Source organism: Sodaliphilus pleomorphus (assembly GCF_009676955.1).
GTDB classification, from domain to species: domain Bacteria; phylum Bacteroidota; class Bacteroidia; order Bacteroidales; family Muribaculaceae; genus Sodaliphilus; species Sodaliphilus pleomorphus.
The window spans coordinates 304,040-326,986 of record NZ_CP045696.1 but is presented as its reverse complement, the minus strand read 5'-3'; the positions used below and the strand labels follow the sequence as shown (position 1 = coordinate 326,986).

Genomic DNA, 22,947 nt, shown 5'->3' with positions numbered 1-22,947 from the left:
TTTTCCTAATATTCATTATTCGTTGCAAAGGTCGCAAAAAATTGCAATTCAGACAATATTTGTTAGTTATTTTTAATACTATTATTGTCGCCTGCAATTACGATTCGCATCTTGTCGATGTCGAAGTACTTGTGTGCAGTTTCCATCACGTCGTCGCCTGTCATGGCGTCGATGGCCTTCACCTGGTCGTTGAAGTATTGCGGATAGATGCCAAACAGGAAGCACGACCCCACGTAGCCGGCTGTGTTGAAGGGGGTGTCGAGTGTCTTCACGAGGTCGCTGTACATGTATTGCTTCACGGCATCGAGCTCGGCTTGGGGCAGGGGGGCGGTCTTGAGCTGCTGCATGGCTTTCTTCACCTCGGCAATGAGTGGCCAGGTGTAGCGGGCGTTGCACTGGGTCGAGATGCTTATGTAGGCATCATCGGCTCTGCCGGCCAGGCAGGCCTGAATGCCATAGGTGTAGCCTTTCTCTTCCCTTATTACCTTGTTGAGCCGGCTGCCGAAGTACCCGCCCAGGGCCGTCGTGGTTAGCCTGAGCTTGAAATAGTCGGGGTGCTGACGCGGTATGGCGCGCAAGGTGATGCTCACGGCCGATTGCTTTGCTCCGGGCTTGTCGACAATGTCGAGCATGGCTGGCGATGGCTCGGGCTGCAATGGTGCCTCGCTCACTGTGGCGCCAGTGCTCGACCAGTGGCCGAAGGTGTCGTCGAGTGTCTGTATCTCGCGGTCGGTGATTTTCCCTGCCAGCACGAGCCGGCAATTGTTGCGATTGTAATAGGTGTCGTGATGCTTGTGCAGGCTGGCCAGGCCTATGCCCATGACTCCGGCCGATGTCATCTTGCGGGCAAGCGGGTGGCTCTCGCCGTAGTACAGCTGTTTCATGCGCTCGTCGGCAAGATACTGCACTCGCTGCCGGGCGGTGTCGATGTTGCTTGCCAGTCGTCGCTGAAACAGCCGGCATTCTTCGGCAGGAAACGTGGGGCTGGCTATGCAGTCGAGCAGGATGCGCGCTGTGTGGGCAAAGTTTCGGTTGAGCGACGAGAGCGAGATTTGGGTGACCGAGTCGTAGGCTTGTGCCGACTTCCAACTGCCATAGTAGTCGAGCGCCTCGGCAATGCTCCTGGAGTCCATGTTGGCATTGCCCTCCATGCACAGTATGCCGGTGAGCGCGGCTTCCATGGGCACGCTCTCTTGCAGCATGCCGCCTCCCATGTACACGGCCAGCCGGTTGATGTCGTCCTCGCCGTTACCCACGACCCAGAGCTTTATCCCGTTGTGCAGGGTGATGGGCTCAGGGTATTCAAGGCTGAAGTCGCCGAGCGGCTTTGTCGAGGGTTTCTTGTAGCGGTCGAGCATGGCAGTTACTTTTGTTTACAAGCCTTGCGCAGATGCTCCTCGGCCCGGGCAAGGTCTTGTGGGGTGTCGATGCCTATGGTCTCGATATCGCTCACGCCCACCTTTATGCGGTAGCCGTTTTCAATCCATCGCAGTTGCTCCAGGCTCTCGGCCAGTTCAAGCGGCGACTGGGGCAGGGCAGTGATGGCTTGCAGCACGCGGGCCCGGTAGGCATACATGCCCAGGTGGGTATAGTACTGGTGGCGCAAGGGCCAATCGGTCGGCTCTATGTTGCGCAGGTAGGGGACGACCGAGCGGGAGAAGTACAGTGCGTTCCACTTGTTGTCGACAACTACTTTGGGCGAGTTGGGGTTGGCAAGCTCGGCATAGGGGCGCCTCGGGTCAAAAGGCTTCACAAGGGTGGCAATGTCGGTGCTCTCATCGTCGAAGCATTTCATGATGGTCTCGAGCTGTGAGGGCTGGACAAAGGGCTCGTCGCCCTGGATGTTGATCACAACGTCTTCGTTTCCGCCATTTCTCGTGTAGGCTTCCATGCAGCGGTCGGTGCCGCTCTTGTGGTTGGGGCTGGTCATCACGCACTTGCCCCCAAACGCTTCCACAGCATGTGCAATGCGGTCATCGTCGGTGGCCACTATCACGTTTTCGATCACCGAACGCACTTGGTTGTAGACCCGCTGTATCACGGGTTGACCGCCCAGCATGGCCAGGGGCTTGCCTGGAAACCTTGTCGAGGCATATCGGGCAGGAATGATGCCTATGAATGTTGTATGTTGCATTGTGTATTTTGTTTCTGTGATGCAAAGTTAGGCATAATATTTGACAGATGAAAGCCGACTTTTCTCTCTGCTTGCCGCCTTATTTCACAGTAGTTTAGCTTCTGGCCTTTGAAAATGTTGTAAAAATAAGTCGAGAAAAGTTTGGCGTTTTGGCCAAGAAACCGTAACTTTGCACTCGCAATTCGGAAATGGCGGGATAGCTCAGTCGGTTAGAGCGTCGGATTCATAACCCGGAGGTCCTGAGTTCAATTCTCAGTCCCGCTACCACAATCAGGAGATCCACTTTTGGGTCTCCTTTTTGTTTTTGTGCCACCTGGCACAGTTATTGCATCGTTGTCGGTCGAAAGTGTAACTTTAAATTGATCTACATTATGATTATTTCAACGACTCCCAACCTCGAGGGCCACCCCATTCAGAAGTATCTGGGCGTGGTGACTGGCGAAACCATCATTGGCGCCAATGTGTTTAAAGACATGATGGCTGGTATCACCGATTTTTTCGGAGGCCGGTCGACAACCTATGAGAAGGTGCTCATTCAGGCCAAGGACACAGCCATCCAGGAGATGGTAGACCGCGCAGGCCAGTGGGGCGCCAATGCCATTGTGGGCATCGACATCGACTATGAAACCGTGGGCGGCAGTGGCTCGATGCTCATGGTCACCTGCAGCGGCACTGCTGTCGTGATAGGATGAGCCCCCAGGGCGCAACAGCTTTCTGTAATGAAGCAGGAGAGCCATGGCCCTCCTGCTTCATTACATATTTAGGTATCGTTTTTTTTGTTTTGACAATGACAGCTCGGTCGTGAGGCGCTGAGGCTAATTGAATAATTTTTGCTAATTTTGCAGCCCATTTTACTACCGATGAGATTTTTTTTGATGACGATCACAATACTGCTCGGTGTGCTCTTGTGCCCTCGCGTGATGGCACAGGAGGCTCAAGTCGCCGACAGCGCCAGTGCCCCTGCTCTCACCGCCGACGCCAGCTACACTGCCGATGTAGCTGCTACAGTGCATGGCGGCCTCAAGCGTGGCACGGTCTATTTGGGTTTCCTTCATGCAGGTATTCATCTCGACCTGGGCAGGCTGGGACTGCTCAAGGGCGGTGCACTCTATGTGGCTGCTGCCAGTACCCACGGCGGTATGCCCAGCGCCGACTATACCGGCGACATGCAGGTGTGGGACAATATCGAGGCTGGCAACCACACCTATCTCTACCAGTTGTGGTACAGGCAACGCTTGGGCCGCTGGTGGCTGAGTGCCGGCATTCAAGACATGAACGAGCATTTCATGGCACTCGACGCAGCCTCTCTCTACCTGAACAGCTCCTTTGGCCTCAACTCGGTGATAGCAATCAACGACCATCCTTCTACCTATCCGCAGATGTTGACAGGCCTTGACCTGGGGTGGGATCTCGACGATGCTCTCACGCTGGCTGTGGGCATCTACAACGGGGCGGCTCCGTCTTTTGCCGGCAACAGGTGGAACATGAAGCAACGGGTGAATGTGGATAACTGCTGCCTGTTGCTCGGTCAGGCTTCGTGGCAAGCCAGGGCCTCGGCGGTCAATGCGGGCGTGTGGTATCACACGGCCGAGCACGACTTTGGCATGTGGGCCATGGGGCAGCACCGCCTGCTGCAGGATGGCCGTCGCACTCTCGATGGCTTTGCCGCCGCTGCCTGTAGCCCGACCAAGCAAGAGCATGTGACCGCCAATCTCTTGGGCGGACTTAACCTGGGCGGCCTGGTGGTGGATCGCGACATGCTGGGCCTGGCAGCAACTGCCATCCGGGTGGCAGGGGAGGGCTGGGAAACAGCCCTGGAGCTGAACTACAATGTGCCTGTGGCAGGCGAGCTCTATGTGTCGCCCGACGTGCAGTACATCGTTAGCCCCGGCGCCAGTCGCCAGTCGAAAAACGCGCTTGTGCTGGCGCTGCGCTGTGGCATGTCTTTTTCGTTGTCGACTCGCCTTTAAAAGCCACGACGTGATTTTTTTTGCTACCTGTTTTGATAGTTTGTATTTGTTCAGATATTTTTAGAAAAATAAACAGGTAGAATGCTTGTTTTTTTTGAATAATTGTTTAATTTTGCAATTGAAAAAATGTGTCTGTCCTAATTGTTTTCCCAAGAGGAATATCATTGAGAGTGAAATAGCATTACATCTTCTATACTGGGTGGTGCTTGAATAGGAAAAATACCATCTCAATTGAAGGCCTCGACTGCCATTTGGCTGTCAATGATATTCCTTTTTACTTGGAGATTGCATCTGATAATGCCAAGCACACCATTTTTTCCTTTAAATTTTGCAACAACGGGTCACTACGCAAGTTGCTGACTGAGATATATGTATAATTATTTATGTTCTAATTGTTTTTGATATGAAAAAATTTAGTTTACTACTGTTGAGTGCGCTCCTGAGCATGGTCTTTTTCAAGCCGCCTGTGAGTGCTCAGTCGGTCGTGAAAAGCAAGGCTTATTACGACGCAATCACCTACACGTGGACCGACGATGGCGGCAACACCGTCACCAGCAAGCTCACCGACAAGGCTACCGACCCCTACCAAATCATCGCCCTGCTCGAGAAGGTGTACGGCGACCCCCGTGTCCCTGGTCCCTACTACAGCGCCTATGGCTCCTGGAATAAAAGTGGGCGCTATTACAGTTACAAGGAAGGCCGTTGCGACGAGGTGTACTACGGCCCGGTCACGACCAATGGCTGGAACGTCACGGCCACCAAGCCCAACGAGGAGGGCTACACCGTGCTGCTTGTGGCGGTGAAAAACAGTTTCACCCCCAACTTAAACAATCCACGCTATGCCTCCAGCATTACCAACTATCGGGATTTGGTGAACTACATAGGCAGTTCGATCGATTTTGTCCAGCTCATGACCGATGGCATGCGCGTGGGCAGCGGCCAGAATGCCGGCACGCTCTTCCCAGTGCAGGGGGCGTTCAACCGCTTTTTCTTCTTGGGCAAGGGCCAGGCTCGCAAGCAGTATTATGCCAGTAGGATGATGGTTCCGTTCCTCAACATGTTTGAGCAATTCAGTCCCACCGATGGGCAAACGGGCGACAATACCCAGGACCTCACCGACTTCTACGACAAGATGGTGAAGGGCGAGACCTATCCTGTGATGCACGATTGCAACTCGGTTATGGAGATTGCCCACTTCTTCTCGATGAGCGGCAGGAAGGGTACCACGAGCTACGACATGACAGGCCTCAACTTCTTTGTTCCCGACTATCGACTCCTGTGGTGGGGAACAACTAATACTGGTTGGATTAGTGGCAAAATCACCAGTTACACCGACAGTCGCGACATGAATGAAAGCTCAAGTAGCGCCTATGCCCAGTACGGTTTCTACAACACCGACCACACCCCCTGGACCTTCCTCTACACCATCAAGCTACGTGCCCAGGCCGACCAGGAAGGTGCCCCTGCCGACCACAAGTACAAGGTGACGCTCAACTGGACCTCGAGCATCGACGAGCTGGCCGGTGAGAAAATCGACCAAGTCTACGACCTGTACCGCGTGGTCGACGGCGTGGTCGAGCCCACTCCCATCGCTACTGGTCTCACAACCACAACTTGGAGCGAGATTGTGGACCAGCGCACCAGCGGCTACAGCCTCGACTATGTGGTGAAGGGCAAGCCCGTGAAAGCTACCTACAACCCCGTGCAGAGCAACATCGCCACCGTGGCCATCCCGGGCTACGACCCGCTCGAGCGCCTCAAGCTTGTGATCGACGGCGACTATCGCAGCACCTACGATGCCGTGGCCGAGGTGAACAACTACGCTAACACCATCATGATGAACAACGGCGTGGGCACCAGCGTCATGCGCGAGCACCTCATGGCCAATCCGGTCTTCCAAGTGCTGCGTTACGGCAGCGACGGCTCGATGCTGCCTGTGGCCACGTTGCAGATGAGCGGTGTCACCAGCACATCCTCACGGTGCAACTACACCTTGCACTACGAGAACCAGCGTGTGCCCAAGAGCGACAAGACGGGCTCCTTCACTTTCAACAACAACGGCGAAATCCAGTTCAACGACTTCAAGGTGGTCGACGATTTCAGTGCCGACGTTTCGACCAATGAGCATCCCTCCAAGTATCGCTATCAGGTGAAGTTCACCTCGGCAGTGGCAGTGAAGGATGAGAACGGCGACGACCAGACCGAAATCTACAGCAACATCGTGGATGTGCCCGTCTACAAGACCAACACCGCCCTGCACGACTGCTACGACAAGGCCACAGTCGATGCCGACGTCTACCGCCCCGACCACGAGAGCGTGGTGATACCCGAGAAGGACGCCGACCCCATGGGCTTGCGCTTCAACGTGGTCGACAACCCCAACATCTTCCGCTACTTCACCACTCGCGACGGCGACGAGTACGGCCATGCTCAGCGCATGACCGACGGCAGCTATGTCGTGTCGTCGGTGCGACCTGGCGAGAGTGTGAAGTCGCACGTCGAGACCGTGACCTTTGCCACCGGCGAGAACTCCAAGCATGTGGGTGTGCGCGACTACGCTATCAATGGCCTCGAGTACAACGCAGGCGACATGGTGACCTACAACTCGGTGATCGAGGCCTTCCTGCCCAACAGCACCTCGACCGACCACAACACCTACGGCAGTTGCAAGCAGGTGAGCAAGATCGTCGACCTGCAGGCCGAGTGTGTCAACCGCATGAAGAGCAACGACATCTTTACCGACGCCTCTGGCGCCGAGGGCCGCTACTACCTGTCGCAGCTCGAGATAACGCCTGTCATCCCCGACGGCTTCAAGCTCTACAAGCTGCGTGTGTGGCGCAAGACTGCCGACGGCGTGGCCATGGAAGTGAAAGACGAGTACAAGTGGCGGCTCGACCAGGTGGCCAAGCCCTTGGAAATTGACTTCGACGACAGCGGCGAGATCGTGAGCTTCAACTTCAACACCCTCAAGGGCCAGGAACCCAAGTGGGCCGGTAGCTCGATCTTTGTCAACGACTACTTTGGCGCCGTCAACCAGGAGCTCAGCACCACCTACTATGTGCGTGCCTACCTGCGCTATCCCGATGGCACCACGCTCAACGGACGCAAGCGCGCAGCTGCCGACGTTCACCACTACCTGGCCGACCAGGCATCGCTCGAGGTGAAATTCGACAACCAGGTCGTGACGGGAATCGACGGCGTGAGCAGCGCCCGCAAGGTGCAGCGAGTGACCTATGTCAACGCCCTGGGCATGCACAGCGATGTCCCCTTCTCGGGCGTTAACGTTGTGATCACTACCTACAGCGATGGCTCGGTGACCAAGGTGAAGAAGATTATGAAATAGAATGTGCGAGGAAAGTATACATTTTGTCCTTAATGAAATTCAATAATTTGTTTTAGTTGAAAAAAGAGTAGTTTTACTTTATTTGTTTACAGGCTCATCCGCAGTGACTGCGGATGGGTCTTTTTTTTGATTGCAAAAACACATAAATTTTTTTGTATTGCTCACAACTTGCAGTAACTTTGCACCTTGTTAGCGACGAGATAGTGACGGGTGCCATTGTAGGGCACCGCAACTACAATATGTGTAACAGTGCCGTTGTAGGGCACGAGTAATTTAATTAAGGTATATGATAAACATTAAATTTCCTGACGGAAGTGTTAAGCAATTTGAGAGCGGCGTTACACCCCTCGATATTGCAAAAAGCATCAGTGAAGGTTTTGCACGCCAAGTGCTGGCTGCAACATTCAACGACGAGGAGTGGGACATCTCTCGCCCCATTTGTAGCGATGGCGAGATCAAGCTCTTCAAGTGGGACGACGAGGAAGGCAAGCACGCCTTCTGGCACACATCGGCTCACTTGCTGGCCGAAGCTCTTCAAGAACTCTATCCTGGTATCCAGTTTGGTATAGGCCCCGCTATCGAGAACGGGTTCTACTACGACATCGACTTTGGCGACAACCAGGTGACCAGCGCCGATTTTCCCAAGATTGAGAAAAAGATGCACGAGCTTGTGGCCAAGAAGGAGCAAGTGGTGCGTCACGACATCAGCAAGGCCGACGCCCTCAAGTTCTTCGGCGACAAGGGACAGACGCTCAAGTGCGAATTGATAAGTGAGCTGCAAGACGGCCACATCACCACATACACCCAGGGCAACTTCACCGACTTGTGCAAGGGGCCTCACATTCCATCGACCGAGCCCATCAAGGCTATCAAGGTGCTCTCGCTTGCTGGTGCCTACTGGCGTGGCGACGAGAAGCGCCAGCAACTCACGCGCGTGTATGCCATCACCTTCCCCAAGAAAAAGATGCTAGACGACTACCTGCACATGCTTGAGGAGGCCAAGAAGCGCGATCACCGCAAGCTGGGCAAGGAGATGGAGCTCTTTGCCTTCTCGGCCAACGTGGGCCCGGGCCTGCCGCTGTGGCTGCCCAAGGGCACGGCAGTGCGCAACCGCCTGCAGGAGATGCTCACCCGCATCCAGAGCCGCTACGGCTACCTCCAGGTCATCACCCCGCCCATTGGCAACAAGAGCCTCTATGTGACCTCGGGCCACTATGCCAAGTATGGCAAGGACTCGTTCCAGCCCATTCACACCCCCGAAGAGGGCGAGGAGTACTTCCTCAAGCCCATGAACTGCCCGCACCACTGCGAGATATACCGCGTGTCGCCCCACAGCTACAAGGACCTGCCGCTGCGCTATGCCGAGTTTGGCACGGTGTGCCGCTATGAGCAGAGTGGCGAGCTGCACGGACTCACGCGAGTGCGCAGTTTCACACAAGACGACGCCCATCTTTTCTGCACCCCCGATCAGCTCAAGCAGGAGTTCCTCAACGTGATGGACATCATTACCCACGTATTCTCGATATTCGGCTTCGAGTATGAAGCTCAAATCTCGCTGCGCGACCCCAACAACAAAGACCACTATGTGGGCACCGACGAGGTGTGGGACAAAGCCGAGCGCGCCATCATCGAGGCTTGCGAGGAGAAAGGCCTGCATGCCAAGCAGGTGACCGGCGAGGCTGCATTCTATGGGCCCAAGCTCGACTTCATGGTCAAGGATGCTATAGGCCGCCGCTGGCAACTGGGCACAATACAGGTCGACTACAACCTGCCCGAGCGCTTCGGCCTCGAGTATGTGGGTGCCGACAACAAGAAGCATCAGCCTGTGATGATACACCGTGCACCGTTTGGCTCGCTCGAGCGCTTTGTGGCCGTGCTGCTGGAGCACACCGCCGGACACCTGCCCCTGTGGCTGGCTCCCGACCAGGCTGTGGTGCTGCCCATCAGCGAGAAGTACAACGACTATGCACAGCAAGTGGCTCGCGAGCTCAACGAGAAGGGCATACGCACCATCGTCGACGACCGCAACGAGAAAATTGGCCGCAAGGTGCGCGACAACGAGATGAAGCGCATACCCTACATGCTCGTCGTGGGCGAGAAAGAGGCCAATGCTGGCGAAGTTTCGGTGCGCAAACAGGGTGAAAAAGATGGCCAAAGTGTGCAAGGTACCGAAAAAATTGCTACCTTTGCAGCCAAGATTAATGCCCTGGTTGAAGAGCAGACCAAGTTCTGACACCTGCAACCGCGTGGTTTTACAGAGACTTAGGCCTCTGTAAAACCTCACATTATATTAACTTTTAAAATTACTTGATGGAGAAAAAACCATTTTGGAGCGGGCCCCGTAAGCCCGCAGGTGGTGGGCCTGGCCCACTGGGCCGTCGTGGAATGAACCGCGGCCGCAACATGAAAAAGGATAAAGACAGCCACGCAATCAACGAGCAGATACGCGCCCGTGAGGTGCGCCTGGTGGGCGACAACGTGGAAGAAGGCATTTATCCCATAGCCAAAGCTCAGCGCATAGCCAACGAGCAGGAACTCGACCTCATCGAGATTGCTCCGCAGGCCACGCCGCCCGTGTGCCGCATCATGGACTACCAGAAGTTCCAGTACCAGCAGCGCAAGCGGCTCAAGGAGCAAAAGGCTAAGTCGACCAAAGTGGTTGTGAAGGAAATCAGGTTCGGCCCTCAGACCGATGAGCATGACTACGATTTCAAGCTCAAGCATGCCATCCAGTTTCTCAAGGAGGGATGCAAGGTCAAGAGCTACGTTTTCTTCAAGGGTCGCTCTATCTTGTTCAAGGAGCAGGGCGAAGTGCTGCTGCTGCGGTTTGCCAACGACCTCGAGGACTATGGCAAGCTCGAGCAGATGCCCGTGCTCGAAGGCAAGCGCATGACCATCATGCTCTCGCCCAAGAAACCCAAAGAGGCTCCTAAAAAGTCCAAGCCGGCACCCGACGACAAGAAGGCCGAGGCCAAAAAGCCCGAGGAGTAGCGGCTGGGCAACTTGCTGAAAAAGCTGGAGCTCAGGCTTGGTAAGTGCCTGACTCCGATTATTAATAACATTTTTAAATAAATTTCTAAAAAATGCCAAAAGTTAAGACTAATTCCGGTGCTAAAAAAAGGTTCTCCTTTACCGGAACAGGTAAGATTAAGCGTAAACATGCTTACAAGAGTCACATCTTGACAAAGAAGACTAAAAAGGTGAAGAAAAACCTGCGCAAGTTTGCTATTGTCGACAGGACCAACCTCAACTCGATTCGTCTTCTTCTCAACAAGAAATAACGCATTGTAGCGAGTTTATCAAGTTTAATCAAAGAGATTTTTAATCATTTTTATTAACCGAATGCTTAGCACAAGCAAAGTGCATCTCGTAGCGAGGTGCCGCTAACATTCAAAACAATTTAAAAAATGCCAAGATCAGTAAATCACGTTGCTTCAAGAGCTAAACGTAAAAGGATTTTAAAACTTACAAGAGGTTATTTCGGCGCTCGTAAAAACGTGTGGACCGTTGCCAAGAACACTTGGGAAAAAGGTCTCACCTATGCCTATCGCGACCGCAAGGCTAAGAAGCGCAACTTCCGTGCTCTGTGGATTCAGCGCATCAACGCTGCCGCACGCCTGGAAGACCTTTCCTACTCCAAGCTCATGGGCTTGCTTCACAAGGCAGGTATCGAGATCAACCGCAAGGTGCTCGCCGACCTGGCTATGAACAATCCTGAGGCTTTCAAGGCTATCGTTGAAAAAGCCAAGAACGCCTAATGCCCGGTGTGAGGATGACCTCAAACTTTTCTTCTTGACCGGAGGGGAGTGGGGGTGTACTGCACTTCCTGCACTTTCCGGTTAGAGAATAAAAAAACGGACTCTCGGCCCCATTCAGGGGCCATGAGAGCCCGTTTTTTTTGTTCGCCCGACATGGGCATAATCTAATGGGTGCAAGTCCCGAGCGTGCCCCGATAGCGGGAAGCGCATAGTCCGATGCAACGGTGTCCACCGCGAGGAGAATCGGAAGGAAGCTAAGGACAAAAGTCTGGCTCCACGCGCAGAAACTTGATACAAGGCTCAAAGTCAGGGGTAAGGTTGCTAAACAAACCAAAGCCCGATAGTTATCCGGACTGACGTGAGTAAATCAAGGGAGTATAAGACTGAAAGATTATGTTCTTAATCGGGGAGGTCTGTGGGGCGAGCCGCAAGGCAAGCAGTAACAACGAACCCACAGAAGTATGCGAAAGTATAGCGAAGTTCATAGAGAGGAAACTCTTCCTCAAAGTAAACCGCGAGAAAACGCATGTCGGCAGTGTCCACGGACAGAAGTTCCTCGGCTACTCGTTCAATATGTGAAGAGGAAAGGCTCGCTTGTGCGTTCATCCGAAGACCAAAGCCAAACTGCGCACAAAGTTGAAAGAACTGCCATCGCGCAGTAACGGCTGGGGCTACGAGAAGCGCAAGGAGAAACTGACCTATGCAATCCGAGGGTGGGTGAACTACTTTCGGCTTGCCGAGATGCGCAACTTTCTAAGGGAAACCGATGAATGGTTGCGTAGTCGCATACGCATGTGTATATGGAAATGCTGGAAACGAGTGCGGACACGCTTCAAGAACCTACAAAGATGTGGCATCGCCAAATGGCAGGCATGGCAGTGGGCAAATACCCGAAAAGGCTATTGGCGCACCGTCCATAGCCCCATACTTACACGTGCTATATCCAATGAGAACTTGAAACGAGCGCACTATCCCACGCTTACGGAATATTACGAGAAAAAGCACCCGCGTTAAGAACCGCCGTATGCCGAACGGCACGTACGGTGGTGTGAGAGGTCGGTAAACACGAAAATAGGAGATAAGCACCCTATGATTAGTGTTTACCTCCTACTCGATTTTATGTGCGTTGATTCTTGAGGTTGCTGCTGCCCGGCTGCTATTGGGCTTTGGCCTGGCCCAGAATTTCGGCCAGCACATACATGCTGCCGCCTACATAGACGAAGTCGTCGTGGCGAGCCGCTTGCAGGGCCGCCTTGTAGGCAGCCTGCGCGGTGGGGTAGCTGTTGCCCGCCAGCTGGTGGGCAGCGGCTTTCTCTTTCAGGGCTTGTGCCGGCAGGGCACGGGGCGACTGGGCGTTGCAGTAGTAGTAGGTGGCTTCGCGGGGCAGCATGTCGAGTATGTCGTCGATGTCTTTGTCGTGCATGAACCCCAGCACCATGTGCAAGTGGTGGTAGTGCTCTTGGTGCAGTTGCTCGACGATGTAGCCAAATGCGCCCAGGTTGTGCCCCGAGTCGCACACCACCTTGGGCTTGTGTCGCAGCGTCTGCCAGCGCCCTATGAGTCCCGACAGCTCTTCGACGTGTCCAAATGCCCATCGCGTGGCCTCGTCACTGATGTCGAAGCCCTGCTGGCGCAAGGCCTCGATGCAATGCAGCACCGTATTGGCGTTACGCACCTGGTAAATGCCGCCCAGTTCGTCGGTGATGGGGCCCATTGCCGTGTCGAGCTGCAGCCGGCCGTCGTCGTTGTGCCCGGCAGTCACTATCGGGCGGTCTTGGGCAAATGTGATGGGGGCCTGCATGTTGCTGGCCTTGTCTTGAAACACCTTGCGCACTTCGCCTTCGGCTTCGCCCACCACCACAGGCGTGCCGTGCTTGATGATGCCGGCTTTCTCGCCTGCTATCTGGGCGAGCGTGTCGCCCAGAAACTGGGTGTGGTCGAGCGAGATGTTGGTGATCACACTCAGCACAGGGTTGATGATGTTGGTGCTGTCGAGCCGTCCGCCCAGTCCCACTTCTATCACAGCCAGGTCCACCTTGCACTGCCTGAAGTAGTCGAAGGCCATGGTCGACGTGAGCTCGAAGAAGCTGGGCCGGCCCTGGAAGTGGCTGTCGAAATAGCGTTGCATGAAGTCGACCACCGCCTCGCGCGGTATCATGTTGCCGTCGACGCGTATGCGCTCCCTGAAGTCGACAATGTGGGGTGAGGTATAGAGCCCCACCTTGTAGCCGGCCTGCTGCAATGTTGTAGCCAGCAGGTGCGACACCGAACCCTTGCCGTTGGTGCCGGCCACGTGTATGCACTTGTAGTGCCTGTGGGGGTTGCCAAATGTGTCGTCGAGCGCCATGCTTGTGCCCAGGCCGGGCTTGTAGCCAGCGCTGCCTTGCCGCTCAAACATGGGCAGCTGCTTGTAGAGGTAGTCGATTGTTTCGTCGTAGTTCATGATTCTTCTATATAAAAATGAAGTAGCCTATGATGCCGGCTGCTATGATGACCAGTATGGGGTGAATCTTGGTGAAATAGACCACGCCGAAGCTGCCGGCGCACAGCAGCACCGACTTGATGATGTCGGGCTCGGTCGTGCCAAAGTTTTCGCCGTTCATGAGCAACAGCGCTGCCGAGGCAATGAGGCCCACCACCACCGGACGCAAGCCCATAAAGGCCCCCTTGATGATGGTGCTGTTCTCGTGCTTGGTGATGAAGTGGCTGGCATAGAGCACCAGCACAAAGGGCGGCAGCACCACGGCTATGGTGGCCACCAGCGACCCGAGCACACTGTTGCCGCAGGCCACATAGCCAATGTAGGTGGCACTGTTGATGCCTATGGGGCCTGGCGTCATCTGCGAGATGGCCACAATGTCGGTAAAGGTCTGGTTGGTGATTTGCGGGCACCAGCTCGAGCCCACTATCTCGTTTTGGATGAGCGAGAGCATGGCATAGCCGCCACCGAAGCCGAACAACCCGATTTTCAAGTAAGCCCACACGAGCTTGAGATAGGTCTCGGTCATTGCTTGCCCTCCTTTCTCTCTGTGGGTGCCACCCAGTTCACATAGTAGATGTAGCCGCCCACAGCACCCAGCACGATGTAGACGATGGGGTTTGACACGTAGGCCCATTTGGAGTAGATGAGCAGTGCCACTGCCACCGGTATGGCTATCGTTTTCCAGCCTATCTTGGCACTCTTGGCTGTGGTTATCACTGGCGCGATGATCAAGGCCACCACAGCAGGCCTTATCCCCTTGAATATGGCCGTGAGCGTGGCATTGTTCTTGATGGTGTCGGGTGTGAGAAAGATGGCGATGAGCAAGATGATGACAAACGAGGGAACGATTGTGCCTATCGATGCTGCCAGGCTCCCTTTCACCCCGCGCAGCCGGTCGCCTATCACGGTAGATATGTTCACTGCCAGTATGCCGGGCATCGACTGGGCGATGGCCAGCAGGTCGAGAAAGTCGTCCTCCTCAATCCAGTGCCACTTGCCCACAATTTCGCGCTGAATGATCGATATCATGGCCCATCCGCCCCCGAAGGTGAACAACCCTATCTTGAAAAACGTGGTGAATAGCTGAATGTAGATGTTGTCTTTAATTTTCATTGTGTATCTCTACAATTGTGCCCACAAAATTACAAAATTTTATGCTATTTCACATCCACCGCCCACGCAACAACTTTTTCAGCTCTCTTTTCATGCAACCAAACCTCCCTGTAAACATTGCCCAGGGTTGCCATTAAGTAATTTGTTGCTAATTTTGTAACCAAAAGGTATTTTGAGAACTTTCCACATGAATAATTAACATAAATCTTCTTTGCATACTTCATTTAAGGCCATAGAGCCTTTCAACCGCAATTTTGACCTGTGTGTGGTAATCCCCTGTCTACAAAAAGTTGAGAGAAGGAAATTTTTCAAGATTTGTTCAGCCGAGTGGTTCATGTGCATGATGAATATGCCGCAAGATAGGGCTCATGTGTGGAATACGACTGATATATGCTATAAAACCATATACTACAGGTCGACCTTGAGTGCCTATTTGTGTAGAGCCTGCTGGCCAGATACAAAAAAAGTGGGTTGCCCTGTGTGGGGGCAATCCACTTTAGTATTAATGAATGATGCTTGCGGTGCGGTTAGTTGTTGAAGGTGAGCTCGCCGGCTGTGGCATCGATGGTGATGGGCTTGTCGCGGTTCACACGCTGCCCAATGATGTCTTTGCTCAAGCGGTTGAGCACCAGGTCTTGAATGGCACGCTTCACCGGACGAGCACCAAACTCGGGGTCGTAGCCAGCCTGTGCCAGCACCTTGATGGCTGCATCGGTGGTGTTGAGCGTGATGCCGTTGTGTGCGAGCATCTTTGCCACGTTGCGCATCTGCATCCTCACGATTTGCTGTATCTGCTCCTCGTCGAGAGGCGTGAACATGATGATGTCGTCGATACGGTTCAAGAACTCGGGACGCATGTGCTTCTTGAGCATGGCAAACACGTCGGCCTTGGTCTTCTCGATCACCTCGTGGCGGTTGGTCTGGTTGAGGTGCTCAAAGCGCTCACGTATCAGGTCGCTGCCCAGGTTGCTGGTCATGATGATGATGGTGTTCTTGAAGTTCACGGTGCGGCCCTTGTTGTCGGTGAGGCGGCCGTCGTCGAGCACTTGCAGCAAGATGTTGAACACATCGGGGTGAGCCTTCTCAATCTCGTCGAAGAGCACTACCGAGTAGGGCTTGCGGCGCACGGCCTCGGTGAGCTGTCCGCCCTCGTCGTAGCCCACATAGCCTGGAGGCGAACCGATGAGCCTGGTGACACTGAACTTCTCTTGATACTCGCTCATGTCGATACGGGTCATCATGTTCTCGTCGTTAAACAGGTAGTCGGCCAGTGCCTTGGCCAGCTCGGTCTTACCCACACCAGTGGTGCCCAGGAAGATGAATGAGCCTATTGGACGGCGCGGGTCGTTGAGGCCTGCACGGCTGCGGCGCACGGCGTCGGCAATGGCAGTGATGGCCTCGTCCTGACCCACGACACGCTTGTGGAGTTCCTCCTCGAGGTGCAGGAGCTTGTCTTTTTCGCTCTGCATCATCTTGGTCACGGGTATCCCCGTCCAGCGGCTCACCACATCGGCAATATCGTCGGCGTCGACTTCCTCCTTGATGAGGGCCTTGTCGCCTTGCATGGCCTTGAGCTTCTCCTGTATGGCTTTGTTCTCGTCTTGTTTCTGTTTCAATAGCGAGTAGCGTATCTCGGCCACACGGGCATAGTCGCCGTTGCGCTCGGCTTTTTCGGCCTCAAAGTTGAGCTGCTCCATGTCGATTTTGTTCTGCTGGATCTTGTTGATGAGCTCTTTCTCGCTCTTCCACTTGGCCTTGTAGGAGCTTTCCTTCTCCTTGAGTTCGGCGATCTCCTTGTCGAGCTGGGCAATGCGCTGGGCGTCGCCGTCGCGCTTGATGGCCTGGCGCTCGATTTCGAGCTGGGTGATTTTGCGTGTCACCTCGTCGAGACCCGTAGGCACCGAGTCCATCTCGATGCGCAGTTTGGCGGCAGCCTCATCCATCAGGTCGATGGCCTTGTCGGGCAAGAAGCGGTCGCTTATGTAGCGCTGGCTGAGCTGCACGGCAGCGATGATGGCGTCGTCCTTGATACGCACCTTGTGGTGATTCTCATATTTCTCTTTCAAGCCGCGCAGTATGGCGATGGCGTCGTCCTCGCTTGGCTCGTCGACCATCACCACCTGGAAACGCCGCTCAAGTGCCTTGTCCTTTTCAAAGTACTTCTGGTACTCGTCGAGGGTGGTGGCGCCAATGCTGCGCAGGTCGCCACGGGCCAGGGCTGGCTTGAGAATGTTGGCTGCATCCATGGCGCCGCCGCTCTTGCCGGCACCCACCAGGGTGTGTATCTCGTCGATGAAGAGGATGATGTTGCCATTAGACTTGGTCACCTCGTTGATCACGGCCTTGAGCCGCTCCTCAAACTCGCCTTGGTATTTTGCACCAGCTATGAGGGCGCCCATGTCGAGCGAGAACACTTGCTTCTGCTTCAGGTTCTCGGGCACGTCGCCGCGCACGATGCGCTGCGCCAGGCCCTCGACGATGGCCGTCTTGCCGGTACCAGGCTCGCCTATGAGGATGGGGTTGTTCTTGGTGCGCCGGCTCAAGATTTGCAGCACGCGGCGTATCTCGTCGTCACGACCTATCACCGGGTCGAGCTTGCCCTGGCGGGCACGCTCACACAGGTTGATGGCATACTTCGAGAGGGCGTTGTATTGCTCCTCGGCACCCTCGGCAGTGGCTTTCTTGCCCTGTCGCAGCTCGGCGATGGCAGCCTGCAGGTCCTTTTCGGTCACGCCAGCATTCTTCAGTATGGTCGATGCTGGAGAGCTGGTGAGGAAAATACCCATCAGTATGGCCTCGACGGTCACATACTGGTCGCCTTGCTTGGTGGCATAGTCGGTGGCCTTCTCAAGGGTCTTGCTTGAGTCGTTGCTCAAGTAGGGTTCTCCGCCGGATATCTTGGGCAGGCGGGCAAGTTCCTCTTCAAGTGGCCGCTCAATCATGGCTTGTGCTATGTCGAGCTTCTGGAAAATGAACTTCACAACCGCATCGCCTTCGGTCATCACGGCCTTCAGAAGGTGCACAGGCTCAAGGGCCTGGTTCTTGTTGCCTTGGCATAGCTGAACGGCCTTCTGAACAATTTCTTGTGCTTTGATTGTGTAGTTGTTGAATGTCATAATTTTATATCTTTGCCCGTGTTTCCGCGGGCTCCTTTCTGCCTGATACCTATGCAAGATGTGTGCCCATAAAAAAGACTGTGCCAAAACGTGACATTTTGGCACAGTCTCCTGCTTCCTTTGTAGTTTTGGCGCTACAGCGGTAGCGTGCTATTTCGGCTGTAGCAATCTACGAAATGCCGCATGTCGTCGTAGTGCGACTCCATCGATTGCAGCAGGGCATACTGTGCCCGGGCGCGCACGAGGTTGTGGTCGGGGTAGGCCGTCTTATAATAGGTGTCGCCGTCGATGTAGTCCATGAGGAAGCGCAGCACTTGCTCATAGGTGATGAAGCGGGCCGACAGGGCCAGGTTCTGCAGCTCGGCGTCGGTGAGCGTGGAGCGGCGTTGCAGCAGGTAGCCCCGTGTGTAGGCCTCACACATGGGCAGGCTCAACGACACCCTGTCGAGGTCGCGGTCGTCTTCCGATCCGGTGTTGGCATAGGAGCGTATGGCGTCGCCATAGTCGTTGAGCGAGGTGCTGCTCATCACGGTGTCGAGATCGATCACGCACATCACATTGCCTGCTTGGTCAAAGAGGATGTTGCTTATCTTGGTGTCGTTGTGAGTCACTCGCTTGGGCAGGGTGCCATTGTCGACAAGCTGCTGAAAGCGCATCATTGCCTCTCGTCGCGACTCGATCCAGTCGATTTCGCGGGTCACGAGATCTCGGCGGCCTGCACGGTCACGTGCAAGTGCCTCGTCCCATTGCTGCAGCCGGTGCCCGAGGTTGTGAAATCCCGGAATCACCTCATAAAGATCTTGGGCGAAATCGGCCAGTTGCGACTGGAATCGGCCTATTGCCAGCCCTCCCTTGTAGGCCAGCTCGGTGCTGTCGGCGCGATTGTGGGTCACAGCGCCGTCGATATACAAGGTCATCACCCAGTATTCTCCCGCTTCGTCCCGGTAGTAGGGGTGACCGTTGGTGGCAGCAATCACCGTGAGCACCTCATGCTGCGGGTTGCCGTGGGCTGCCACCACCTTCTCTCGCAAGTGGTTGGTCACGCTCACGATGTTGTTCATCATAGCAGGCACGTTGGTAAAAATGTGCTTGTTTTTGCGTTGCAGCACATAGCTGGGTGAGTTGCCCTTGGTGTAAACGGTGAAGGTGTCGTTGATAAAGCCCTCGCCCAATTGTTTTACTTGCACGAGGTCGCCATCTATGGCAAAATGCGATGCGATGGCCAGGAGTTGCTGAGCGGTGTACATGTTTAGTATAGTATTATTTTTCCAAAAAATTGTGGCTGATGGAAGTTGGGCTCGGGCGTGTCGATGGGAGCCCAGCTCAGGTAGTGGGGCTGCACAGTGTTGTCGCCGCACTTGTAGAAGTTGCCCCACAGCACTGGCGGCACTGTGTCGAGCCCCAGTAGTGAGAATGGCACCCCCACGGCCAATTGCCACGACAGCGCTGGCCCATGCTTGTCGATGGGCTTGGGGGGCAGGCTGCCCAGCCTCACTATGCTTTGCACTTGAGAGGGGGCCAACAGCTGGAACACGTCTTGGCTGCAGCGTCGTGCCGCAAGCGCCGTGCCGATGCAGTTGATTTCGAAATTATAGTAGTGGCGTCCGTCCTGGTCGGCGATAAAAATCTCGACGCAGCTGTCCTCCCACACATTGGAGTTGGTGACCGTGTTGCGGGCCAGCACATGCTGCTCGCACACATTGAACAGGCACCACAGGCGGCTCGACGAGTGCCCGAGATAGAGGTTCACCATGGGCTTGTAGCCGTATTTGGCCCAATTGACGACGTCGATGCACGTGGGCCGCCCCTGGCTTTTTAGTTCTTGGGCAATGGCCGGGAGCGTCAGCTGGCCAATGTTGACTGCGGGTATCTCAATGCTCTTCATTGTTGTAGAAGTCTTGTAGGACAAAGATAATTGTTTTGAACAATACAACACGTTTTTACCCCCCCAAAAAAATGTTGCCCGGTTGCTGGCAGTGGGGCAGTGGTCATGTGCCGCTCTGCTTGGTGTCGAAGTTCTTGATGAAGTTGGTGAGGTTCTCCCCCTGCTCGAGGTTGAGCTTCTTGCGCAGCCGGTAGCGTGCTGTCTCCACGCTGCGCACGCTTGTGTTGAGCAGTGCGGCCATCTCCTTGCTGCTCAATTCCATTTTCAAGTAGGCACACAGCTTGCGGTCGTTGAGCTTGAGAAGCGGGAATTGCGCTACAAGTTTGTCGAGGAAGTTGTTGTATACGAGATTGAAGTTTTCCTCAAATTTTTCCCAGTTATCATCGTCGGTGATATTGCGTTGTATCGACCTGCGCACATCGCGTATTATTTTTGCAGCCGCCGCTTTGTTTTTCTCTTTGGTGATTTCGGCAGCGAGTTGGCCCATCTGCATGTCGATTTCTTGCAGCATGTCGTTTTTGCGCACCAGGTTCATCGTGGAGTCGGCCAGCTCGCTCGACTTGTGCTTGAGCTCGATTTCCAGGTGCTCGTTGCGCAGCTTTATCAGCTCTTTTTCTTTTTTCTCTTCTTCGATTTGGAATTGCGCCTCTTTGGCCCTCAACTCTTGTTCCTTGGCCATCTGCACTTGCGCCACCTTCTGGTCGGTGCGGCGTTTCATGTATTTCAGCAATTGCGCTATTGCAACGGCTACAAGGGCAAGATACAGCAGGTAGGCCCACCAGGTCTCGTACCAGGCGGGCAGTACCCTTATCTTGAAGGCCGCCTCTCGTGTTACGTCGTTGATGCGGTCGTGCGCTTTCACATGAAAGGTGTAGCTGCCCTTGGGAAGCTGGGTGTACTCTTTTGAGGTGGCCGTCGAGGGAGCGCTCCAGTGCTCGTCGTAGCCCTCCAGGTAGTAGCTGTAGTCGACGGCTTTTTCTTCTTGGTACTCGGGCAATACATACTCGATGCGCAGCGAGTTGAGACTGTGGGGAATCTTTATGCTCGTTTCTTGTGGGCCAGGGTAATTGCTGTAGAGCAGCGTGTCTTGGCGGTTGGTGCTGTAGATGCTCCTGATAAACACGTCGGCCGATTGGCGCGTGGCGGCAAAGTGGTTGTTGAGCAGGTAGAAGCCGTTTTCATAGTTCATGAGCGTGAGATTGGGCCCGAGAGATCCCGGGTGGCCCAAACTCATTTGCAGCCGGTCGACAATGTTGGCCATCGTGAAGCGATCGATCTGGTATCGGCCGCCAGCCAGCCTGTGCGCAATGGCCAGGTATCCGGGCTTGTAGGCCCAAAGGTCGCCTTGCTGCGTCTCGATGATGCGCAGCGATACTCCGTACTCATTGAAAATGCTGTCGATGTTCTTGGCTTTTTCAAGCCGCCGGGTTGTGGGGTTGTAGCGCCTGAAGCCGTCGGCCGAGGAGATATAAACCTGCCCGTCTATTTTACACACCAGGTTGTTGTCGTCGGCAGGCAGCTGGTTGCCCTTGTTGAAATACTGTAGTTGCTCTATTCGCGTGAGATCGCTGCTCAGCCTGAAGTGGTACACTCCTCGTTGCCAGTGGCTCATCCACAGGCTGCCGTCGGTGTCGGCGATGCAGCCGCCAGTAGAGAAGTTGATTCCGCTCACCCGGTTTTGCACCGTGTAGCCGCCGTTTTCCTGTTTTAAAATCACAAAGCCGTTGTAGTCGCAACTCAGCACATAGCCCTTGTGCCCCATGATGGGCAGGAAGCCCCAAGTGCCCTGGGTGCTGGCAATGTGGGTGGCGCTGTTGCCCTCGATGGTGTAGGCGCCCTGGTCGCAACCACACAGCAAGCTGCCGTCGATATTGCTGATGTTCCATATTTGGCCCGAAATGCCATTCACATAGTTGGGTTTGGTTTGGTCGATGTTGTTGGGCAGGGGATAAGGGATGACATAGAGACCTTGGTTGGTGCCTAAGTACAATCGATTGCCTTGCAAGAGCGAGGCATAGCCCGTGCCTATGCTGGCATTGGCGCCCAGCAGGTCGCGGCAGGGTGCCGCTGGCATGATATAGGAAATGCCGTTGTCAAGGCCCAGCCACATGTTGCCCATTTTGTCAAACTTGAGCGAAAGCACAGTATTGTTGCTCAGGCCGGTGATATTGTTGAAGAAGTAATTCCTGCCGGTTGCGAGTTCCTTGACGATGAGGCCGGCCCGCACGGTGCCAAAGGCGATATATTGCCCAGTGGCAGCCGCACAAAACACCTGGTTGTCGGCGAGAGCCTTACTGATGTCGAGCACATAGGGCCAGCACGATTTCCCGTCGTAGAGATATAGCCCGTCGCTGGCAGTCACTATCAGCGTCTTTCCGTCGTGGGGCAGCATGGCTCGCACAGCTTTGCCTTTGAGCTCTTGCAGTCCTGGCAGCGGCACGAGGCGGCCGCTTGTGTACTCATAGGTGCACTCAATGCACGAGATATAGAGTTTGCCATCGATTGCCGTTGCGTTCTCTATGCGATGTGGCACGTTTACGGTCTTGACACGGCCATTGCGCCCCACGATGAACACCTGGTTTTTGGCTTGAAAGGCCCTGTTTTTCCCAAAGACGAGTATTTTCCATATCTCTCCAAAGGTTTTGTATTGCACAGGTAGGCGGCTGGAAATCGAAACATAGCGGTATTGATGTGACTTGGGGTCGCCTTTGAAGTAGCCAAACTCGTTGGTCGCTGCCACATAGATCCTTTGTGTGGCTTTGTCGTATTGCACCCATCGCACATTGGTGAAGTTGGGCATGGGCCACACTTTCCACTTGTCGCCATCATAGGTGAGCATACCGTTGTTGTTGGCAAAAAACATGGTGCCGTTGTCGGCTTGGTCGATGGCCCAGTTTTGGGTGCCAGCCTTATAGTCGAGGGTTGTGAAGTTGCGCAGTATGGGCAACTGCGCAATTGCTGCTGTCATGCACAGCACAGTGGCGATTATAGTGGTGAAAAGTCGTTGCATCGGGCCAATGTTGTTGAGCTGTTGCAAAGGTAAAAAATTTATTTTAAACATTCCCTGTTGTGTGTGGTTTTTTAATTCTTGCAATTGCTGTATAATAACCTTATAGTCAATACAAAAAGACGAGTTGTTGCATGTC

General features: G+C 54.5%; 18 protein-coding genes and 1 tRNA gene. 9 read left to right on the top strand and 10 right to left on the bottom strand.

Annotated elements, in window-relative coordinates; all coding sequences use genetic code 11:
• Positions 1 to 62 precede the first annotated feature (62 nt).
• Both GF423_RS01330 and kdsB read right to left on the bottom strand, forming a co-directional pair.
• Positions 63 to 1,358 carry a M16 family metallopeptidase gene (locus GF423_RS01330; RefSeq protein ID WP_154326653.1) on the bottom strand — a complete coding sequence of 432 codons (1,296 nt, stop codon included), beginning with the start codon at positions 1,356 to 1,358 and terminating at the stop codon, positions 63 to 65.
• Positions 1,359 to 1,363: 5 nt separating this feature from the next.
• Positions 1,364 to 2,134, bottom strand: coding sequence for a 3-deoxy-manno-octulosonate cytidylyltransferase (gene kdsB, locus GF423_RS01325; RefSeq protein ID WP_154326652.1), 771 nt, complete (start codon positions 2,132 to 2,134; stop codon positions 1,364 to 1,366).
• 190 nt (positions 2,135 to 2,324) lie between these two features.
• Between kdsB and GF423_RS01320 the strand changes: the two genes are divergently transcribed.
• The 9 genes from GF423_RS01320 to GF423_RS14125 all read left to right on the top strand — a co-directional run bounded on the left by GF423_RS01320 (position 2,325) and on the right by GF423_RS14125 (position 12,219).
• Positions 2,325 to 2,401 (top strand) — tRNA-Met (locus tag GF423_RS01320).
• A 104-nt stretch (positions 2,402 to 2,505) separates the two neighbouring features.
• On the top strand, positions 2,506 to 2,826 hold the full coding sequence (locus GF423_RS01315) for a YbjQ family protein (RefSeq protein WP_154326651.1): 321 nt from the start codon (positions 2,506 to 2,508) through the stop codon (positions 2,824 to 2,826).
• A 183-nt stretch (positions 2,827 to 3,009) separates the two neighbouring features.
• On the top strand, positions 3,010 to 4,104 hold the full coding sequence (locus tag GF423_RS01310) for a carbohydrate porin (RefSeq protein ID WP_206113312.1): 1,095 nt from the start codon (positions 3,010 to 3,012) through the stop codon (positions 4,102 to 4,104).
• Between the two features lie 403 nt (positions 4,105 to 4,507).
• On the top strand, positions 4,508 to 7,447 hold the full coding sequence (locus GF423_RS01305) for a hypothetical protein (protein ID WP_154326649.1): 2,940 nt from the start codon (positions 4,508 to 4,510) through the stop codon (positions 7,445 to 7,447).
• A gap of 286 nt (positions 7,448 to 7,733) precedes the next feature.
• Positions 7,734 to 9,680: a threonine--tRNA ligase gene (thrS, locus tag GF423_RS01300; RefSeq protein ID WP_154326648.1), complete on the top strand. Its 1,947-nt coding sequence runs from the start codon at positions 7,734 to 7,736 to the stop codon at positions 9,678 to 9,680.
• A 170-nt stretch (positions 9,681 to 9,850) separates the two neighbouring features.
• Positions 9,851 to 10,438, top strand: a complete 588-nt coding sequence (infC, locus tag GF423_RS01295) for a translation initiation factor IF-3 (RefSeq protein WP_154326647.1) — start codon at positions 9,851 to 9,853, stop codon at positions 10,436 to 10,438.
• 92 nt (positions 10,439 to 10,530) lie between these two features.
• Entirely contained in the window at positions 10,531 to 10,728 is a 198-nt protein-coding gene (gene rpmI / locus GF423_RS01290; protein ID WP_154326646.1) for a 50S ribosomal protein L35, read from the top strand.
• Between the two features lie 126 nt (positions 10,729 to 10,854).
• Entirely contained in the window at positions 10,855 to 11,205 is a 351-nt protein-coding gene (gene rplT, locus GF423_RS01285) for a 50S ribosomal protein L20 (RefSeq protein WP_154326645.1), read from the top strand.
• 594 nt (positions 11,206 to 11,799) lie between these two features.
• A complete protein-coding gene (locus tag GF423_RS14125; RefSeq protein WP_338092170.1) occupies positions 11,800 to 12,219 on the top strand; it encodes a group II intron maturase-specific domain-containing protein in 420 nt (139 codons plus the stop codon).
• A gap of 142 nt (positions 12,220 to 12,361) precedes the next feature.
• On the opposite strand, the gene GF423_RS01275 is transcribed toward GF423_RS14125, so the two are convergent.
• The 8 genes from GF423_RS01275 to GF423_RS01240 all read right to left on the bottom strand — a co-directional run bounded on the left by GF423_RS01275 (position 12,362) and on the right by GF423_RS01240 (position 22,811).
• Positions 12,362 to 13,648 (bottom strand): bifunctional folylpolyglutamate synthase/dihydrofolate synthase, encoded by a 1,287-nt coding sequence (locus GF423_RS01275; RefSeq protein WP_154326644.1) that lies wholly within the window; start codon positions 13,646 to 13,648, stop codon positions 12,362 to 12,364.
• A gap of 7 nt (positions 13,649 to 13,655) precedes the next feature.
• Positions 13,656 to 14,213: a chromate transporter gene (locus GF423_RS01270; RefSeq protein WP_154326643.1), complete on the bottom strand. Its 558-nt coding sequence runs from the start codon at positions 14,211 to 14,213 to the stop codon at positions 13,656 to 13,658.
• Positions 14,210 to 14,800 carry a chromate transporter gene (locus GF423_RS01265; RefSeq protein WP_154326642.1) on the bottom strand — a complete coding sequence of 197 codons (591 nt, stop codon included), beginning with the start codon at positions 14,798 to 14,800 and terminating at the stop codon, positions 14,210 to 14,212. Before GF423_RS01265 ends, GF423_RS01270 begins: the two co-directional genes overlap by 4 nt.
• A 44-nt stretch (positions 14,801 to 14,844) precedes the next feature.
• On the bottom strand, positions 14,845 to 15,024 hold the full coding sequence (locus GF423_RS01260) for a hypothetical protein (RefSeq protein WP_154326641.1): 180 nt from the start codon (positions 15,022 to 15,024) through the stop codon (positions 14,845 to 14,847).
• Positions 15,025 to 15,327: 303 nt separating this feature from the next.
• Positions 15,328 to 17,916, bottom strand: a complete 2,589-nt coding sequence (gene clpB / locus GF423_RS01255; RefSeq protein WP_154326640.1) for an ATP-dependent chaperone ClpB — start codon at positions 17,914 to 17,916, stop codon at positions 15,328 to 15,330.
• A 134-nt stretch (positions 17,917 to 18,050) separates the two neighbouring features.
• Positions 18,051 to 19,163 (bottom strand): phosphotransferase enzyme family protein, encoded by a 1,113-nt coding sequence (locus GF423_RS01250; RefSeq protein ID WP_154326639.1) that lies wholly within the window; start codon positions 19,161 to 19,163, stop codon positions 18,051 to 18,053.
• A 2-nt stretch (positions 19,164 to 19,165) separates the two neighbouring features.
• Positions 19,166 to 19,801: a carbohydrate-binding family 9-like protein gene (locus GF423_RS01245; protein ID WP_154326638.1), complete on the bottom strand. Its 636-nt coding sequence runs from the start codon at positions 19,799 to 19,801 to the stop codon at positions 19,166 to 19,168.
• 103 nt (positions 19,802 to 19,904) lie between these two features.
• The gene (locus GF423_RS01240; protein WP_206113311.1) at positions 19,905 to 22,811 is read right to left on the bottom strand and encodes a helix-turn-helix and ligand-binding sensor domain-containing protein; all 2,907 of its coding nucleotides are present in this window, start codon (positions 22,809 to 22,811) and stop codon (positions 19,905 to 19,907) included.
• Between the last annotated feature and the right edge of the window lie 136 nt (positions 22,812 to 22,947).